Here is a 16,068-nt window from a genome sequence, read left to right as displayed (position 1 = left end):
GTGTCCGGGCGGGAGGCGCAACCCGCTCGGCGTCGCTTGCCACCCGCCGCCCCGGCCGCGCCGCCGCATGCACCGGACCGGTCTCCTCGCGCCGTCCACCGCTCTTTACAGGAGAGGGACATGGCCCGACCGATCACGCTGTTCACTGGCCAGTGGGCCGACCTGCCGTTCGAGGAGATCTGCCGGCTCGCCTCCGAGTGGGGCTACGACGGCCTGGAGATCGCCTGCTGGGGCGACCACTTCGAGGTCGACAAGGCGGTCAACGAGGACGGATACGTCGAGCGCAAGCGGGAGACGCTCGCGAAGTACAACCTCCAGGTCTTCGCGATCTCCAACCACCTCGTCGGCCAAGCGGTCTGCGACCACCCCATCGACGAGCGCCACCAGGGCATCCTGCCGGCCCGCATCTGGGGTGACGGCTCACCGGAGGGGGTACGGCAGCGGGCGGCTGAGGAGATCAAAGACACGGCCCGCGCTGCGGCGAAGCTCGGCGTCCGCACCGTCGTCGGCTTCACCGGATCGTCCATCTGGCACACACTGGCCATGTTTCCGCCGGTGCCACCTTCGATGATCGAAAAGGGGTACGAGGACTTCGCCAACCGCTGGAACCCCATCCTCGACGTCTTCGACGAGGAGGGTGTCCGGTTCGCGCACGAGGTGCACCCCAGCGAGATCGCGTACGACTACTGGACCACGGTCAGGGCGCTGGACGCCGTGGGGCGGCGGCCCGCGTTCGGGCTGAACTGGGACCCGTCGCACTTCGTGTGGCAGGAGCTCGACCCGGTCAACTTCATCCTCGACTTCGCCGACCGGATCTACCATGTCGACTGCAAGGACGCGAAGGTCCGCACCGGCGACGGCCGCCGCGGTCGCCTCGCCTCCCACCTGGCCTGGGCCGACCTGCGCCGCGGCTGGGACTTCGTCTCCACCGGCCACGGCGACGTGCCGTGGGAGGACTGCTTCCGGGCACTCAACGCGATCGGGTACGACGGCCCCATCTCGATCGAGTGGGAGGATGCGGGCATGGACCGGCTCGTGGGCGCGCCCGAGGCACTCCAGTTCGTGCGGCGGTTGGCTTTTGACGCGCCCGAGGCCGCGTTCGACGCGGCGTTCGCGAGCAAGGACTGAGGTTTCGGCCCGACTTGGCTTGGCTTCCGCCCCTCGGGCTTGGCTTGGCCTCTCGGGGGCTGGCTCGGGGCTGGCTTTGGCCCTCTCGGCCGGGCCTGGTCCGTCGAGGGGGCTCAGCCGTTCGGTGCTGAGCCTTGGCCGACGGGCAATGCGGGCCCGGCCTTCGACTGGCCGGGCCCGTTGCTCGTGGACAGGTTCTAGACTGTGCTGTTGTTGCGCTGTGAGCTGCTGGGCCCGGTCGACGCGGCCACCGCGTCGTCCGTGCCGCCGGTGAGCTTCTCGCCGACCCGGGTGTGGGCCAGGCGGTCCTTGCCCTCCGCGTAGAGGCGGTTCGCCTGCGCCTGCGCGACGCCGGCCGCCTCCTGCACCGTCGGGTGGTCCCACACCTTGCGGGCGTTGCGGACCAGCTCCTCGTACCTCTCCCGGCCGGCGCGGGCACCCAGGACGAAGCCCGCAGCCAGCCCGCCGATGAACCACAGCTTTCCGCGCATAGCGGCTCCTTCCCAGAGGTCTGTACACCGGTACGTACCCATCCTGCCTCGCCCTCATGCACTCTTGGGCGCCGAGCGGCAGAATGTCCCGAATTGGCGCTGGCGTGTCCCCGGTAACCCGGTAGCCGCGCAGCCCCCAACGTCCTGTACTCTTGTGCAGTCGCGCAGCACCGGAGCGATCCGGGGCCAGCCCGATCCCCCATAGCTCAATTGGCAGAGCAGCCGGCTGTTAACCGGCAGGTTTTTGGTTCGAGTCCAAATGGGGGAGCTTTGCCTCCCATCGATCCACTTCTCCCCCGCGCGGCGGGTCAGTGGCCGCCGACACCGGGCGCAGGATACGATCCCCGCGCCAGCAGGGGGCGGTAGCTCAGCAGGTTAGAGCAGGGGACTCATAATCCCTCGGTCGCGGGTTCGAGTCCCGCCCGCCCCACCAAATCCGCGTTACTCGAACCCTGCACCCGCAGGGCGCAGAGGAGCGACGCGGCAGCGGTGAACCTTGGAGCGGCAGCAATGCCGCTCCTTCTGTTTGTCTGGCCCCTGCGGGGCACAGGCCGCTTCTTGGCGGTCTTCAGGGTCTCGTCTACGACTCGGCGAAGCTCGCTCTGGGTGGCCACCCCCGCGTCAGCCCTCCGGGCGTAGATGGCCGTGGCAAACGGCTCGTTCAGGTCGTCGTCCACCACCTTGACCTCCGCATCCACATCGACGTAGAGCTTCGTGAAGATCGCCTTGTTGATCACCTTCTTGACCGACACCGACGCCTCTGCGTACAGGGCTTGCGGGTTGTCCAGCAGGTCAAGGGTGGCAAGGAAGAGGTCCAGGCCGGTCTGCACGTCGCTGGGACCGCTCAAGAGCTGCGCCTCGATGCGGGTGCGATCTTCGCGCAGAGCGATGATCCGCTGGTTCAGCTTCTCTTTGGGCCACGACGGGTCGCCCACCAAGTCAAGGTAGTGATCCTCCTTGGCCTCGATGTCGGCGAGTTGCCGTTCGAGCTGCTTCCGAAGGGCGGCACGGGTGGTACCGCTCTCGGCGGCTGCCTGGCTCATGACACGCGCCGCCTGGTCGCGGAAGTCGTCCGGCAGGCGGACGGTCGCATAGTTGGCGAGCACGGCGCGTTCGACGTCCTCAATCTTCAGATAGGGCAGGTCGCAGACCCGTTCCTGCCGTCCCCGGCAGACGTAGTAGTGGTACTGGACTCCGAGCCTGCTCCGGCCGGTCATGATCATGAGACGGGCTTGGCAGCGCCCACACCAGATCACACCGCGGAGGTAGTGATCGTGGGTGCGTTCCCGTTTGCCCGCGCGCCGGTCGCCGTAGAGTACACGTTGCACCCGGTCAAACAGGTCTTGAGAGATCAGCGGCTCGTGACGGCCCTTGTGCTCGACGCCGCCCCACTCCACATAGCCGAGGTAGTAGCGCTCGCGGAGCATGTTGCCGAGGAGGTGGATCGAGATAGGGCCAGCACCACGCTTGCCGTGCGGCTTGGTGGCTAATCCGGCCTCTACAAGCTTGTCCCGCAAGCTGCGGAGGGTATAGCTGCCCGTGGCGTACAACTCGAATGCGAGCCGAACGAGTGGTCCCCGCTTGGGGTCGATGACGACCGTACGGACCTGGCGATCGTCCACGCTCTCGGTGACGTTGAGGTAGCCGATCGGGGCACGGTGCAGGGTGCCGCCTTGCTCGTGCTTGTAGCTCATTTTGCGCCGGATATCCTCACCGTCCTGGCGGGAGCGGAAGCCGTTGATGACGGCATAGATGCCCTCCAGCAGCTCACCTTCGGCCGTGTCGTCGTTGATGTTCTCCGTGGCCGAGACGAAGCGGACACCGAGCTGTTGCAGCTCCAGGAGCACCGCGCCGTTCTCTTTCCAGTTGCGGTGCATGCGGCTGGAGGCATAGGTGATGATGTAGTCCACGTCCCGCTCGCGCCGGATGCGCTCCATCATCTGGCGGAAGACCGGACGCTTGGCCATCGTCGTACCGGTGTTGCCCGGTTCCAGGTATTCGTCAACTATGACCGCGCCAAGTTCCTTGGCCTTGCCCTTGATGGTCTGCCGTTGGGCGGGCAGGGAGATGCCTTCGGGGTTGTAGTCCGTCTGCATCTGGCCCTTAGTCGATACGCGAAGTAGGGCTATCGCCCGCTTCACCGTCCGGCCGCTGTCGCGTGTTGACCTCACCATCGTTACCCTCCTTTCTCTTCGTTATGCTGCGAGCGCGAACTTCTCGCGCCGGAAGTACGACTTGAGTGGCCGTGGCCCGTCGTCAAGGAAGCCTAGGAACCGCAGGCGCTTCTCCATGTCTTCTTCGGACACGGTGAACAACCCTGCGAGCGCGGATATGTCCTGTATCCCGGCAATCCAGGCGCGCTTGAGCCAGATGCGCGGCATGAGGAGGCAGGCCGCGAAGTGGTCGCAGATGTCCTCGATGTACTGCGCTTGCCGGGCGGCATCCCCGTAGCCGAGCGCGCGATGGATGACGGACGCTGCGGTGTAGTCCAAAAGGTGCTTGAACTCGTGCGCCAGCGTCAGCCTGCGATCGGTGTGGTTGTCGTTCTTGTTGACCATGATGAAATAACGGCCGTGCGTGAACGTCGTGAAGCCCGCCAGTCCGTCCATCTTGTACCGTGGCGCGAGCTGTACTTCAACCTTGGGCAGGTCAAGAATCCAGTCGAGGTGGACGTCCGGCCGAGTCTGACCGGTGAGTTGCAGGGCATAGTTCGCCTGCCGTTCGGCAAGGGCAAAGCTCTCGCCGCGCGTTAGATGACGATGTGGCACCAAGCCCCGCAGTGCCTTAATGATGTGACGTAGTCCAGTGCTAGTGGTCTTATTCATTATTCCCCCCTTTCTTACGAGTATGATGTCGATCTGGCCTGTCTGTGTGCTTGGCAATCAGCGCTTCTATCTCACGCTTTAGCGCCGGAAGCTCGTCATCACTGACGCCATAGCCTTTCCGTAGCATGATGTCCAGGCTTGCTGCTTGCTCCGGTATCGGTAGCCCGGCGAGCAGGAAAAGGTCTGTGGCGTTCAGTTCTAAGGCTCGCGCCAGCGCGGTCAAGTGTTCAGGTGACGGTTGCTCAACTTCATCCTTGAGCAGCCGATTCACGCTGGACATCGCCAAACCGCTTATGCCTGCCAGTTGCCGCAAACTGTAGCCCGCTTCTTGACGGGCCGATTCAAGGTACTGGCCGAGCGTTTGATCCGGCCCACGTTTAGTGCTGGTCATCTTCCCTCCTGTTTACGTACATAAGTATACGTTCTTTGTTCCGCCAGCGGAACAGTAGAATTGACAACAATCTGCTTTCATTCTCTGAGAACCCGCACGATCAAGGGAACAGCGCGGTCATGCATGGTCAGCGCGAACAGGGCTTCTGCTGGATCGGGCAGCGTGCGTAGCAGCGACTGGACGGCCGTGTACCTACGTTCGTCCGGAACCGTGACGAGGACCCGCGGCAGCGGCCCGCCATCCGGCCCACACTCCTCGTTCTTGGCTAGGCCGACGTACACGAGGAGCTTGCGTCGCAGGGTCGGCAAGCTCTCAGTGGCGTTGTCCACCTCGATGGCCCACGAGTCTTCGACGTCGCCAGTTCCCACGACCGCGTAAGCGTCCGGCTTAATCCAGCCGCCCTCACTCGTGCGCCAGTAGCTCATCGGTACGGCGCAGTAGTCGACGAGAGTGCAGGCGCCGGTCCTCGATGCCTCTACGAGGCTCACGTATAGTTCCGCGACGGCCAAGTTGTGGATCATGAAGCGCGGCGTGGGTGTACCCGGTTGGCGAATGCGTCCCCTGGCAGCGTCTTCTTCGATGGCGTGGAGCCGCTGTCCGGCAGGTCCCAGCGCGAACACCAGCCCGGACGAACCGGCTCGGGTCCCGCCGATGCGTCGCTCCAAGGGGGTGAGCAGTTGCAGGCCAACGAGCCGTTCGAGTACCGCCCGTCGGGTGCGGTCGCGGTGCACTCCTTGCAGTCCGGCGAAGTGCAGCCGGTCGACCTGCTTGCCGGTTAGCACCCGGACGCGCGCCACGTCCGCCAGGATGGCTCGGTCCCGCTCGGACAGCTCCGCCGCGATCCGTCGTACCGCCGCCCCGGTCATCCGCCGCCGCTCACCCATGACTGCTGCCTCGGTCAGCAGTCATATTTCGGTGGCAGTAGCGGCCGATCTGGCGGGCTTGACCAGGGGTGTAGCGGAAGCGTGCTCGACGCGACCGGGTGAGCGATCGGGGTAGCGATCGGGCGGTCATGATTCACCTCCTTCGGGCTTGCCGGGCTTGCGTCGTCGGCCGAACGGCTGCCCCTTCGCGGGCTTGGCCTTGCCACCGTCTGCGGCTGTCTTCGGCTCGGGATCTTCTGGCGCACGGCCGCGGGCTTTGAGGGCCGCTTCGATCTCGGCGCGCGGTCGGCCGTGCCGCTGCCTGCTCGCCTCGGCCAGGGCAGCACCATCGCGGATGCTGGGCGGCAACGGCAGCGTCGTCCCGGTGAGCGGTGCGAGCGTCTGTCCGTCGACCAGCGGGCGCATGGCGAACTCATAGCGGCTCAAACCCATGAGGTCGTCGGCGGTCAGCCGTGGCGCATAGCTCGGTGCGAGCGTGGCTGCGTCGTCACGCATGGCCTGGAAGACGATCTGACTTCGCACGGTGCCGAGCAGTGCGGACTTCACTTGCTTGTCCTCGATCTGCCCCAAATGCTGATGAGCCAGGGTGAAACCGACGCCGAGGCCGCGTGCTTGAGCGAGCATGTCGGCCAGGTCGACGGGCAGCTTAAGGACGGACTGCGCCTCGTCGACGTGCACCAGCATTGTGTGACGTTCGGATGCCGGCAGCGCCACTCTGCCGAGCACTGCTTGCCAGAGCGCCGCCAGCAGCATCGTGCCGAGGAGTCCGGCTGTCTCTGCGCCGAGTGTGCCCCCGCTGAGCGGCACGAGGAGCACCCGGCGTTGGGCAAGTACCCGGTCGAGATCAATGCCCTCGGCCTGGCCGAGCATGAGGCGAATCGGGGTGCGGAGGGTCGCGGCCCGCAATTTATTCAAAATCGGGCCTATTACCTTAATTCGTTCTGCTGGAATCATTCCCCGGTACCAGCTCCAGAACGAGGCCAGGCCAGCCGGTACGCCGTCCTGTTCCGTCACGAACTTGCGGAAGGGGTTAGCGGTCAACAGCTCCGGGGTTTCGATCAAGGTGAACGGCTCGCCGTTGGCTCCCTTAGTGTTGATGAGCGACAGCAGGGCACCGCGCAGCACGTCTTCGCTTCGCGGCCCCCAGAAGTCCTTGTAAATCTCGTGCCAGATGTGGATGACGTTGTCCACGACCAGTTCGCGGCCCTGCTCGTCGTGCGCGCTCCGCAAGATGTTGAAGCCGACTGGCCGCACCGTGGAGGCTGCGTCCGCCACGATGATGTCGTTTGCCCGGTCTTCGGGCACCCGGTCCAATATGGACGCTACGAGGTCGCTCTTGGGGTCGATGACCACCACGCCATGCCCAGCCGCGATGTCCTGGAGGATGATGTTCGCCAGCAGCGTGGACTTGCCGGTACCGGTTGGTCCCAGGACGTGGAGATGCGCCAACCGGTCGGCATCTGTCAGCCGTAGCGGCACGCGCAAGTCGGGGTAGTTCGATACTCCTAACTGGATGCCTAGCGTTGGCATCCCCGGTGGGGGCGGCAGTTGCCGGGCAAGTCCGAGCGCGATACCCGGCAATGCGACCTCGCCGACCGGGATGGGCAGCAGGCCCGCTGCTTCCCGCGTACTGACGAGCAGCGGCCAGCCAATGACCGGCACCGCCAGACGGGAGAGACGCGAGACTCCCCACCGCATCGGCAGCCACCAGCGCCGGAGGATTAGGACGCCGGGAGCGTTCTCGCCCCGATGCTGGCCCCAGACGCGCCCCAGGATGGCGTAGGCGCGCGCCAACTGGTCGGCCCGGACGCCGACCCGGAGACAGGCGTACAGCGCGGCGTCCTTGTCCTTCAAGCGGGCGGAACGGATTGCGTCGCCGTCCGTCAGCTCCTCGGCTGCCAGCCACTCAGGTAGGTCGTGTTGCTGACGAGCGAGGGACGGGATCGGAGGCGGCGTGCCTGCCCCGGTGATGATCCACTGCACGACGATGGTCTCGCCGGGGTCGACGGGTTGCAGGGTGGCCAGGACGGCAGTTGCCGTAGCTTCAGCGCGGTCGACGGCCATCTGCCGCCGTTGGTTGGTCTGCGCTGCCTCTGCCGCCACGGTTAACGCTGGCCGCGTATCGAGGTAGCCGGGGACGTCGGTCAGGCGCACGCCGGGCAATGCCGCGCGAAGGCCGCTAAGTACCGTCTCCCGCAAGCGCTTCGGCGCGAGAAGTAGATGACGAATGCCGTCATGGTCGGCAACGGCCTCCAGGACGAGTGGCGGATAGCTCAGCAAGCTCCAGCGATGCGGATGGGTAGCCGCCGCTACGGTGTTGAGCCAGCGGCCAACATCGTCTGGCGTCAGACCGTACGGAAGGTGTAGCTCGACGGCCACTAACGTCTGCCGCCAACTCGCCGCATCCATCCAGCGGGCCGCCAGCACGATGCTGACCAGGCCCAGGCCGACGACGAGCAGGAGAACGGCTGTAGTCATGCCGCGTTCGCCGTCCCGCTGTCAGGCGACGCCTCATCGTCTGCTTCAGCTTCTTGGCGCGCCCGTGCCCGCTCCTCGCCGATCTGGATGAGCGCCTGCACCAGGAGGTCAAGGTCGATGTCGTCGCGCTGGTGCCCGCGCACGCGGATGCGGTGACGCTTGTTCTCTCTCGCCATACATGCTTGCCTCCCGCTTACGTTTTGCTGCACGGTCATGTGCAGTCCTATTTGTTCTTATGCGTTCCGCGAGCGGAACAGTCAAGATCTATTTTGGTGTGGAATAGACAACGAGGCTGTGGACCCACCTTCGGTCTCCTTGAGACGCCGCAGAAGCGCCGTCGCGCGTCCCCCACCGACCCGCAGCTCTCTCCGCAGCGCATCCCTCGTGATGGGCTTCCCATGCTCGGCGCGGTGCCGAACGTCAGCGGTACGGGCGGCCACCAGTAGTTCGTCCTCAGTACGGGGCTGGCGCTTGCTGGCTTCGTCCTCGGGACGGGGTACGGCACCGGGTGCAGTATGGTTCGTCCCCGGTACGGCCTGGGGTACGGGCAGGTCGGACTGCCTACGGAGCACCGCGAGGTGGGAGACAAGGCCAAGGACGACCGGTGGTATGCCGCCGACGACCACCACGACCACCCAGCTCATCCCGAGCAACCCGGCTGCGATGACGTGGTACATGGCGTTGCCGAGGAGTGAGGCAAGGATGGCCCCCACCGCATTGCGCCGTGCGAACCGTCGTGCCCGGCTGGAAGCCGTGGACTCAGACAGCCATACCCGCGTGGCGCTCATGGCGTACGCGTCGATGGTGAGCGGAAGCAGCGGAGCCATGTAAACGCTCCAGCCTGCGAGTACGGCCAGTGATCGCAGCCCCTCGAAGGACGACACTGCGGCCGAGGCCGCCGACACTGCCATGCCAGCGGCCACGAACACGTCACGCTTCGGACTACTCATCCGGGAGATCGGAGAGGTCGAGGTCTTCGATCAACTCGCCATCGTCGTCCAACCGCTCACACCACTCCCGGTGCAGTTCACGGGCGAGTGCGCGGTACTCCTCGTCCCGCTGACGCGACTCAAAATCTGCGCGTTCCCGGTCGCCATTCTTGCGGCCTCTTCGAGGCATGGAGGCACCGTCCGCTCCTTTCTGTTGTTGATTGAGAAGGCTCGACCGCAACTAGCGACGGCCCCGCAGAATGAACCACGCGATAGCACCCAGCAGGATCAGCGCGACCAGTCCGGGTACCAATGGTGCGAGCAGTTCGGCAGCAACTCGCGCACCCAGCGCGATAGCCAACAGCAGCACTAGCCCGCCGAGAGCACGCTGCCGCCAATTCATCGGCTGCATGTCGTCACCGGACTTCCGGGCTGGAGTGCCGAGCTGCTTCTTCCCACATTGCGTCACGAGCAGCGACGAAGGCCGTGTTGAGCTGTTGCAGCTGCGCGAGCGCGTCCATGTCGGCGCGCACCGTGGCATCCCGAACCGTCAGGTGCTCACCGACTCCGCCGGACTCCTCGGCGACAGCCAAGCCGAAGACCACGCCGCCGCCGAAGACCAGTGCCGTCACCAGCAGGAAGGCGAGGATGTCCATCTACATCCCACCCACGATGTTGACGGCGACCATGGTGTACGCCTCCAAGATCGCTCGGTATCTGAATTCTCCTTGCGGCGCAAGCTGGATGAGCTGCTCCTCCTCGCGGCTGAGCAGAGCCGCATTGAGGAGTGCAGTACGGGTGACGTAGCCAGCAGCATTAACGCGTGCCGCCGCCACGACAGCGCGGCCATGTTCATGGTGAACAGCCCGCTCGACATCGCGTTCAGTTCGCCGAACAGACGGCGGGCTGCCTGAGCGGTAGACGACGCCGCTGGAACGGGCGACGGCTTGAGGTTCGTGCATTGATGCAGCTCTCCCATCTGTGGAAGGGATTGGACTGGACTTCGCCGATGAGAGCAGCGTGAGGGATTGGACATCCAGATACCCAAATTTGGCCAGTGGCCAGGCCAACCGTGCAGGTCAGGGCGGATGTGGCCAGTACTAACGGGAGGGACCGGTCAGCCACCTAGGCGGCTACGTCGGACGATCCGGGCTATCCTGCTTGCTCAGGTCCACCCCCGGGAGGCTGCGTCTCCCCCTGTGCATCCTCAGCGAGTTCTGCTGCACCTTGTGCTTCTGCCTCGCGGATCAATCTCAGTCCCTCCCGGCCCAGAACCATCTCGTTCAGCTCCGCCGTAAGGGCGTCCTCGTTGGTCAATATTTCATTGAGCCATACATCAGCAGGATCTGGTGTAAACGGCTCGTTGTTACCGGGGAAATCTTCACTCATTGGATGTACCTAGTTAATCGTACTACTTATAACATTTTTGTACATATAGGTCAAGATCATCCGACTGTCGTATGATGCCCGGCACGGACATATCGGCTTCCTTGCGGGCAGGTGAAATGACAGAACAACAGGTTGCGCATGAACAGTCGAAGCTTCGGCAATGCCTGCAACTGTTATCGCGAGATCAGGGCATCTGCCGACCAAACTTATTAGAGTTTCTGAACGGCCACCTGGCTGACCTGAAGTTGTTGTGGAGCATCAATCCTGATCGCGGGGCGGAAGCTGCCCGTCAAACTATTCGGGCAAGTATTTATGCCCTCGTTGCGCAACTGGTCCCGCGACAAAGCAAGCAGCCCCTAGCACTTGAGCAGCGAGCCGTGCAGTATCAAAGAGTCGTCCTTGCGTACTTCAACGCACTTCGCGATGACCTTGGGCTGCAAGACATGAGCCTGACCCAGCGCCGCGAATGGCTGGCCGACCCGAAACGCGGACCTCTGAAGGTCGCTGTCAGAACAAGCCAACGCGACTTTGACGATGCCATCTCTCAGATTGCAGAGATGCTAACACATGGCGACTACAAGCCGATTAGGTCCGAAGACGGTGACCTGCCTACCAACAACTTGACCTCGTCCCAGCTAGGTGCCACGGAACCGGAGTCCGCACCTGCGGCCGACGCCCCTTCCGAACCGGACGCGTCACCCGCGGACCTGCCTCCCACAAGTCCCGACGTCACTGTTGACGAACTGAGGGCCTACTCGGCTCCAATACGCCAGGCCGAAGTGCCAGTGTTTGTCCCTACCGTCGATGATCTCGCGGTCTCGCTTGCGATGCGTCGGGGCATGCACAAGGTGAAGTTCATCCTGGAATACACAGCGCACGTAGGAGTAAGTGCGGGTCGTACGCCCAAGCAGATCAGCCACCGAGCCCGCAGCGCCTTGGCGGACTTGAAGCGGATGGCTGATGCACGGATGGGCACGGCGAAAATGCGTAATGCTGCTCGGCGTGCTCGTTGGTCTTCACCGACCGCCTACAGCGACTTTGACATCGACACGGAAGACGGCGCGCGCAATATGTATCGCCAGCTAACGCAGGAGGCGACGGAGGCGGTCTGTTCAGGAGAGATGTCGGTTAACGAGGTTGTGTCCATCTTACGAAGCAATGTTCTACGGCCGGACATATCCGGCCATGACCCGAACCTCATGACTGAACAGATCGCTCTGTCGGTGGACAGGATGCGGCGAGTACTGATAGGCGAAGACAACACCCTTCAAGGCCGGGTCATAGATGAGGAAGGCAACGTCATACCGGGTCTCCAGCAGGCTACCGGCGCAAGCGTTCGACGTAACCGGGATGGCCAGATCGTCGGGCATGGCGCAAATCTAATATCCAACAGCGAAATTGACGCTTGGATGCGCGGCGTCTTGGAACATACCCATCCCAGCCAGTTGGCTGCCGCCAACCTCACGTCTATTCGCATTCTAACCAACCATATGCGAGAACGGCTTGACAGGTCAGTCGAGGCGCAGAAGGCGTTGGAGCAGAAAGCTGCGGAGGCGGCCAAAGAGTTCGGCAAGGACAGCCCTGAGGCTGTCGCTGCACAGGGGGCGCTCGTTTGGGCCGAACTGGAAACCAAGCGACAGATTGCCGCCGTGGACGTGCTTGGCGACGCTATGCGGTCTGCCAGTCCGGCTAAGATGCGGTATTTTGTTGAGAACGTCTCAGGTGAGACCATCGACATGGGTGCTGCTGGCTTGATGTACATTGGACGGCTCATAGAGCTGCTGCGCGGCGATGAGGACTTTCGGCGATACCGGGGTCTCTTGGGAGGTGACTAGATGAGGTTCAAGAGACGCACCGTGATGCAGCTCGCCGATCTAATCTGCGGTAACGCCCCGACGGACGAGAGCTTCTTCGTATACCGGAGCAGCAAGTATCTGACGGAGTTTTTCTGGGAGATCGAGACCGACTACCAACATGACGGCTCTACGCGTCAACACTGGGTGGCGGACACGCTCGAAAAGATCCTGGACGAGCCTTGGTCGAATCCGACTACTCCATCCGACACGTTCGCGCGTGTCATCGTGCGGCTCATGGACCCAACGGACGCGCTCAACGAAGACGAGCGGCGTCAAGGCGCGCTAGGCCAACTCAACACCGTCCTTGCCCGCGAAGGCTTCGAAGCCTTCTACGCGACTGACAAGAAGTGCTACCTCCGGCACATCGCCACGAACACGGTCGCTGCTCCGACGCCGAACCCGCATCGGCCCTTCTCTGCCGCCGAGCTGGAGCGACGCGACCAACTGGTGGCGTACCTGGAAACCTGCTCAGAAGACGAGCTGATCGAGGAAGTCCTACTGCCACTGTTCCGGCAGCTCGGCTTCCACCGGATCACCGCGGCCGGTCACAAGGACAAAGCGCTGGAGTACGGCAAGGACGTCTGGATGCGGTACACGCTGCCGACGCAGCACGTGCTGTACTTCGGGATACAAGCCAAGAAGGGCAAGCTCGACTCGTCAGGCGTCACGAAGGGCGGAAACGCCAACGTTGCCGAGATTCACAACCAAGTGCTCATGATGCTCGGCCATGAAATCTTCGACCCTGAGATTGGCAAGAGAGTCCTGGTTGACCACGCCTTCATTGTCGCGGGCGGGGAGATCACGAAGGCCGCCCGGAACTGGCTCGGCAACAAGCTCGATGCGTCCAAGCGCAGCCAGATTCTCTTCATGGATCGCAACGACATTCTTAATCTGTTCGTCGTTACGAACCTGCCTCTACCGAGCGCAGCCTGGCAATGGCCCGCTCCAGCTCCATCCTTCGATGATCCGCCGCCATTTTAGTACCGCGATCCGCCTACGTCATCGGATCGCGGTACTTCCTTTCTACCTTGGCGACGCCACCCGTGTCGCGGAGTCCCAGATCCTTCAAGAGGATCGGTGCCGGGTGTGGTGGGAGCTTGGCTCGTGAACCGTCTTTCTCAACCGCCGTGAAACTGAAATCGAGGGTGTGGGTGTCAGTCACATTGCCGACGAGATCGCGGACTTCAAAGACACACTGAACGCCAAACGGTGGTGCTTGGCCCATGACGGCGAGCAAGTGTCCAATTGTCCCCTCGTAGCGCCACCGGAAGTTCGGGCGCTGCGAATCGTAGGATGGCCTGAGTAACCAGACATCCGGCAAAGGGTCGCCGCTACTATCAACGAACCAGCCGCTCGTCTTTTTGAGGTTTGTTACAAGGACAGCATTTGGGCCGAAGTTGTCGAAGTTGATTGTCACGATGATGCTCAGCCTGATGTCTTCGAGGTCGTCACGCTCGATAAAGGTCGGTTCGTCGGATATCATCTTGCCGTCGGCGGTTTCAAGATGGCGGTAGAGGTACCGTTCCGGAATCGACACCGAGACGTTTGGTGCCGAGGCGTCATAGCGGGTGTAGACGGTCTCCAAGAACGTACGGTGGGCTGCCTCGCGCGCTTCCTCGGCCAGATGCCTCTGTTTCACAGTCTCCTCGGCCTGCTGTTCCAGCGCAGTCCTGCTGTGTTCCAGCTCGTCTCGCTGTATGGCGATCTGCTCCGCGAGCCCATGCACCTGGCGGCGTCCCTGCAACATCGTCTCGAAGTTCAGGGCGGTGTAGCTGACGGCTGCCATGGCGGTCAGAGCCAACGACAACTGCTCCGGACGGCCTTCGAGAGGAACGTATGCCAGCCAGAAGGCACCAACCGTCAGGAGGCCCTCGATGCCCCACCGAAGCCAGTGCCAGCCGGGGGTAGGTCGCTTCACGCCGGGGAGTCTGCCACTGCGGACGCGAGCGACCTTCGTGACGCGCCGATCCGCCCGAACGCGCGTTCGGGCGGGAGCTGGTCACAATCTCGGAGTTCGCGGCCAGCAGGATCGTCTACGCCTTCCTGAGGCGCTCTTGACGGGAGTAGACCCCAGCCGGGACGATGACGAGAAATCTGGAGCAACGTGACGTGGGGAGCGATCATGCGATTGCGGTTCCTGGGGACGAGCAGCGAGCAGGGCACCTGTCCGGCGGTCTACGAGACGGATCACGGCACGCTCGCCGTGCAAGGCAAACTTGTCACTGACGACGAAGCCCTTGGCGATAGCGTCAACCTCGGCTCGGACGAAGTGATCATCGAGATCCCGCGAGAGCTGCTGCGGTTCTTCCCCCGTGAGGACTGATCTTGGCGTTGTTGACTGAGGCCGACCTGGGCAAGTTCTTCGGCAGCTTCTCAGCGAGCGCCTTCCGGTTCGAGACTCGCGACCGCTACATCAGTACGGTCGGGAAGACGCCGTTCCAGAAATACCTCGCCGGTGAGCCAGACGACCATGCCTGGCACCGCGGCTGGATGGAGATGCTGTCGCGCGACGTAGCCGTTGGGAAGACGTGGCGTCGTGTCCGCATCGTGTCGGTCCCGCTCAGCGACTACAACCGGTACAGCATCGGCATTGGCCGCCTCAGCGTCCGGGCGGGCGAGGAAATTCGATACCTGACGCGGGAGGCTGCCAGGGCGCTGAGCCTCGCGCCCCTGGACGCTTGGCTGTTCGACTCCCGCGTACTCGTACATCTGCACTTCTACGACGACGACACCTTCCGAGAGGCCGAGGTCGTCGAGGACCAGGGCGTGGTCGACCAGCACCTCATGTGGCGCGATCTGGCCTGGCAGCAAGCGATCCCGCTCGAAGACTTCGCCGCAGCGTACTCGTGAGTGCTGGAGGGCTTGGACGTCTGGCCGTCGAGGCGCTCGGTGTCCGGCTGCGAGACCTGCGCCGCGATGCTGGCTTGACGGGCCGCCAGCTCGCTTCCGCCTGTAGCTGGCCTCCGTCCAAGGTCACCAAAATCGAGTACGGCAGGCAGACGCCTTCAGAGTCTGATGTCCGGGACTGGTGCATCGCCTGCGGATTCCCAAGCGAGATCTCGGACCTGATCGCCGCGCTTCGGACGGTCGACGCGCAGATGGTCGACTGGCGACGATCGCTGAGATCCGGCACGAAGCTCCGGCAGCAGGCAGCCGTCGACGCCTACGAGAAGACGACCCTCTTTCGCATATGGGAACCAGCCGTCGTTCCCGGCCTGGCACAGACACCGGACTACGCCCGCGGCATCCTTCGCACGGTCGTTGATTTCCATGGGGTTCCGGATGACGTTGAGGATGGCGTACGAGCGAGGATCGACGCCCAGCGCGTGCTGACGCACGGCGACCGACGCTTCCTGCTACTCCTTGGGCAGGCGGCTCTCTATACGTTCGTGACGGACGCAGGTGTTATGCGCGACCAGCTCCAACGCCTGCTAGAAGTCTCCCGGATGCCACGGGTGACGCTCGGCGTCGTGCCGCTTGCCGCGCCGTACACCGTGCCGCGGAACAACGCCTTCACCTTGTACGACAACCGGTTTGTCACCGTAGCGACCTACACAGCGGAACTCACGCTGAACCAGCACCACGAGATCGCAACCTATGCCTCGGCTTTCGACCGTCTCTTGCATCTGGCGGAACGCGGCGAAGGTGCCCGGTCGCTGATCGAGGCAGCTTTAAATGATCTAGAAGAAATCTAGAG

17 protein-coding genes, 2 tRNA genes and 1 pseudogene are annotated in these 16,068 nt (G+C 63.5%); 8 read left to right on the top strand and 12 right to left on the bottom strand.

The features are described from left to right. The first annotated feature begins 120 nt into the window (after positions 1-120). Entirely contained in the window at positions 121-1,128 is a 1,008-nt protein-coding gene (locus RB614_RS00995) for a sugar phosphate isomerase/epimerase family protein (RefSeq protein WP_308710366.1), read from the top strand. 113 nt (positions 1,129-1,241) lie between these two features. On the opposite strand, the pseudogene RB614_RS00990 reads toward RB614_RS00995, so the two are convergent. Beyond that, positions 1,242-1,619 (bottom strand): annotated as a pseudogene (locus RB614_RS00990) (hypothetical protein). Positions 1,620-1,814: 195 nt separating this feature from the next. On the opposite strand from RB614_RS00990, the gene RB614_RS00985 reads away from it, so the two are divergent. Together RB614_RS00985 and RB614_RS00980 are read left to right on the top strand one after the other, a co-directional pair. After that, positions 1,815-1,887, top strand: a tRNA-Asn gene (locus tag RB614_RS00985). Between the two features lie 88 nt (positions 1,888-1,975). Beyond that, positions 1,976-2,052: transfer RNA gene (locus tag RB614_RS00980), tRNA-Ile, on the top strand. Here the strand turns inward: RB614_RS00980 and RB614_RS44200 are convergent. The 10 genes from RB614_RS44200 to RB614_RS00925 all read right to left on the bottom strand — a co-directional run bounded on the left by RB614_RS44200 (position 2,009) and on the right by RB614_RS00925 (position 10,515). Next, complete coding sequence (locus RB614_RS44200; protein WP_428982895.1) at positions 2,009-3,715, bottom strand: recombinase family protein; 1,707 nt, start codon at positions 3,713-3,715, stop codon at positions 2,009-2,011. The two genes, RB614_RS00980 and RB614_RS44200, sit on opposite strands and share 44 nt — an antisense overlap. A gap of 99 nt (positions 3,716-3,814) precedes the next feature. Next, positions 3,815-4,387, bottom strand: coding sequence for an ImmA/IrrE family metallo-endopeptidase (locus RB614_RS00965; protein WP_308710519.1), 573 nt, complete (start codon positions 4,385-4,387; stop codon positions 3,815-3,817). A gap of 49 nt (positions 4,388-4,436) precedes the next feature. Continuing rightward, on the bottom strand, positions 4,437-4,835 hold the full coding sequence (locus RB614_RS00960) for a helix-turn-helix domain-containing protein (RefSeq protein ID WP_308710361.1): 399 nt from the start codon (positions 4,833-4,835) through the stop codon (positions 4,437-4,439). A gap of 77 nt (positions 4,836-4,912) precedes the next feature. Then, on the bottom strand, positions 4,913-5,719 hold the full coding sequence (locus RB614_RS00955; protein ID WP_308710360.1) for a replication-relaxation family protein: 807 nt from the start codon (positions 5,717-5,719) through the stop codon (positions 4,913-4,915). A gap of 126 nt (positions 5,720-5,845) precedes the next feature. Then, a complete protein-coding gene (locus RB614_RS00950; RefSeq protein WP_308710359.1) occupies positions 5,846-8,197 on the bottom strand; it encodes a type IV secretory system conjugative DNA transfer family protein in 2,352 nt (783 codons plus the stop codon). Continuing rightward, positions 8,194-8,412, bottom strand: coding sequence for a hypothetical protein (locus RB614_RS00945; RefSeq protein WP_308710358.1), 219 nt, complete (start codon positions 8,410-8,412; stop codon positions 8,194-8,196). The genes RB614_RS00950 and RB614_RS00945 overlap by 4 nt, the downstream gene beginning before the upstream one ends. A gap of 42 nt (positions 8,413-8,454) precedes the next feature. Continuing rightward, on the bottom strand, positions 8,455-9,147 hold the full coding sequence (locus RB614_RS00940) for a DUF2637 domain-containing protein (RefSeq protein WP_308710357.1): 693 nt from the start codon (positions 9,145-9,147) through the stop codon (positions 8,455-8,457). Between the two features lie 395 nt (positions 9,148-9,542). After that, positions 9,543-9,782 (bottom strand): hypothetical protein, encoded by a 240-nt coding sequence (locus RB614_RS00935; protein ID WP_308710356.1) that lies wholly within the window; start codon positions 9,780-9,782, stop codon positions 9,543-9,545. Beyond that, complete coding sequence (locus RB614_RS00930; RefSeq protein ID WP_308710355.1) at positions 9,783-10,088, bottom strand: hypothetical protein; 306 nt, start codon at positions 10,086-10,088, stop codon at positions 9,783-9,785. A gap of 190 nt (positions 10,089-10,278) precedes the next feature. After that, positions 10,279-10,515 (bottom strand): hypothetical protein, encoded by a 237-nt coding sequence (locus RB614_RS00925; protein WP_308710354.1) that lies wholly within the window; start codon positions 10,513-10,515, stop codon positions 10,279-10,281. 74 nt (positions 10,516-10,589) lie between these two features. Between RB614_RS00925 and RB614_RS00920 the strand changes: the two genes are divergently transcribed. Both RB614_RS00920 and RB614_RS00915 read left to right on the top strand, forming a co-directional pair. Then, the gene (locus RB614_RS00920) at positions 10,590-12,350 is read left to right on the top strand and encodes a hypothetical protein (RefSeq protein WP_308710353.1); all 1,761 of its coding nucleotides are present in this window, start codon (positions 10,590-10,592) and stop codon (positions 12,348-12,350) included. Further along, positions 12,351-13,352: a hypothetical protein gene (locus RB614_RS00915; RefSeq protein ID WP_308710352.1), complete on the top strand. Its 1,002-nt coding sequence runs from the start codon at positions 12,351-12,353 to the stop codon at positions 13,350-13,352. A 13-nt stretch (positions 13,353-13,365) separates the two neighbouring features. On the opposite strand, the gene RB614_RS00910 is transcribed toward RB614_RS00915, so the two are convergent. Then, positions 13,366-14,289 (bottom strand): hypothetical protein, encoded by a 924-nt coding sequence (locus RB614_RS00910; RefSeq protein ID WP_308710351.1) that lies wholly within the window; start codon positions 14,287-14,289, stop codon positions 13,366-13,368. 204 nt (positions 14,290-14,493) lie between these two features. Between RB614_RS00910 and RB614_RS00905 the strand changes: the two genes are divergently transcribed. From RB614_RS00905 to RB614_RS00895, 3 genes are read left to right on the top strand one after another with little or no spacing between them, the layout of a single operon-like run. After that, complete coding sequence (locus RB614_RS00905) at positions 14,494-14,694, top strand: hypothetical protein (protein WP_308710350.1); 201 nt, start codon at positions 14,494-14,496, stop codon at positions 14,692-14,694. A gap of 2 nt (positions 14,695-14,696) precedes the next feature. Next, positions 14,697-15,221 (top strand): DUF6879 family protein, encoded by a 525-nt coding sequence (locus RB614_RS00900; RefSeq protein ID WP_308710349.1) that lies wholly within the window; start codon positions 14,697-14,699, stop codon positions 15,219-15,221. Continuing rightward, positions 15,218-16,066, top strand: coding sequence for a helix-turn-helix domain-containing protein (locus RB614_RS00895; RefSeq protein ID WP_308710348.1), 849 nt, complete (start codon positions 15,218-15,220; stop codon positions 16,064-16,066). The genes RB614_RS00900 and RB614_RS00895 overlap by 4 nt, the downstream gene beginning before the upstream one ends. Positions 16,067-16,068 lie beyond the last annotated feature (2 nt).

Origin of the sequence: Phytohabitans maris (assembly GCF_031085175.1) — a bacterium.
GTDB classification, from domain to species: domain Bacteria; phylum Actinomycetota; class Actinomycetes; order Mycobacteriales; family Micromonosporaceae; genus Phytohabitans; species Phytohabitans maris.
Note: the sequence above shows the minus strand (reverse complement) of the source record. Positions and strands in the feature narration are given on the sequence as shown.

Coding starts and splice junctions, on each gene's coding strand:
- RB614_RS00905 (WP_308710350.1), top strand. CDS start 14,494: ATGCGATTGCGGTTCCTGGGGACGAGCAGCGAGCAGGGCACCTGTCCG.
- RB614_RS00995 (WP_308710366.1), top strand. CDS start 121: ATGGCCCGACCGATCACGCTGTTCACTGGCCAGTGGGCCGACCTGCCG.
- RB614_RS00955 (WP_308710360.1), bottom strand. CDS start 5,719: ATGGGTGAGCGGCGGCGGATGACCGGGGCGGCGGTACGACGGATCGCG.
- RB614_RS44200 (WP_428982895.1), bottom strand. CDS start 3,715: ATGCAGACGGACTACAACCCCGAAGGCATCTCCCTGCCCGCCCAACGG.
- RB614_RS00935 (WP_308710356.1), bottom strand. CDS start 9,782: ATGGACATCCTCGCCTTCCTGCTGGTGACGGCACTGGTCTTCGGCGGC.
- RB614_RS00940 (WP_308710357.1), bottom strand. CDS start 9,147: ATGAGTAGTCCGAAGCGTGACGTGTTCGTGGCCGCTGGCATGGCAGTG.
- RB614_RS00950 (WP_308710359.1), bottom strand. CDS start 8,197: ATGACTACAGCCGTTCTCCTGCTCGTCGTCGGCCTGGGCCTGGTCAGC.
- RB614_RS00945 (WP_308710358.1), bottom strand. CDS start 8,412: ATGACCGTGCAGCAAAACGTAAGCGGGAGGCAAGCATGTATGGCGAGA.
- RB614_RS00915 (WP_308710352.1), top strand. CDS start 12,351: ATGAGGTTCAAGAGACGCACCGTGATGCAGCTCGCCGATCTAATCTGC.
- RB614_RS00920 (WP_308710353.1), top strand. CDS start 10,590: ATGCCCGGCACGGACATATCGGCTTCCTTGCGGGCAGGTGAAATGACA.
- RB614_RS00930 (WP_308710355.1), bottom strand. CDS start 10,088: ATGCACGAACCTCAAGCCGTCGCCCGTTCCAGCGGCGTCGTCTACCGC.
- RB614_RS00960 (WP_308710361.1), bottom strand. CDS start 4,835: ATGACCAGCACTAAACGTGGGCCGGATCAAACGCTCGGCCAGTACCTT.
- RB614_RS00925 (WP_308710354.1), bottom strand. CDS start 10,515: ATGAGTGAAGATTTCCCCGGTAACAACGAGCCGTTTACACCAGATCCT.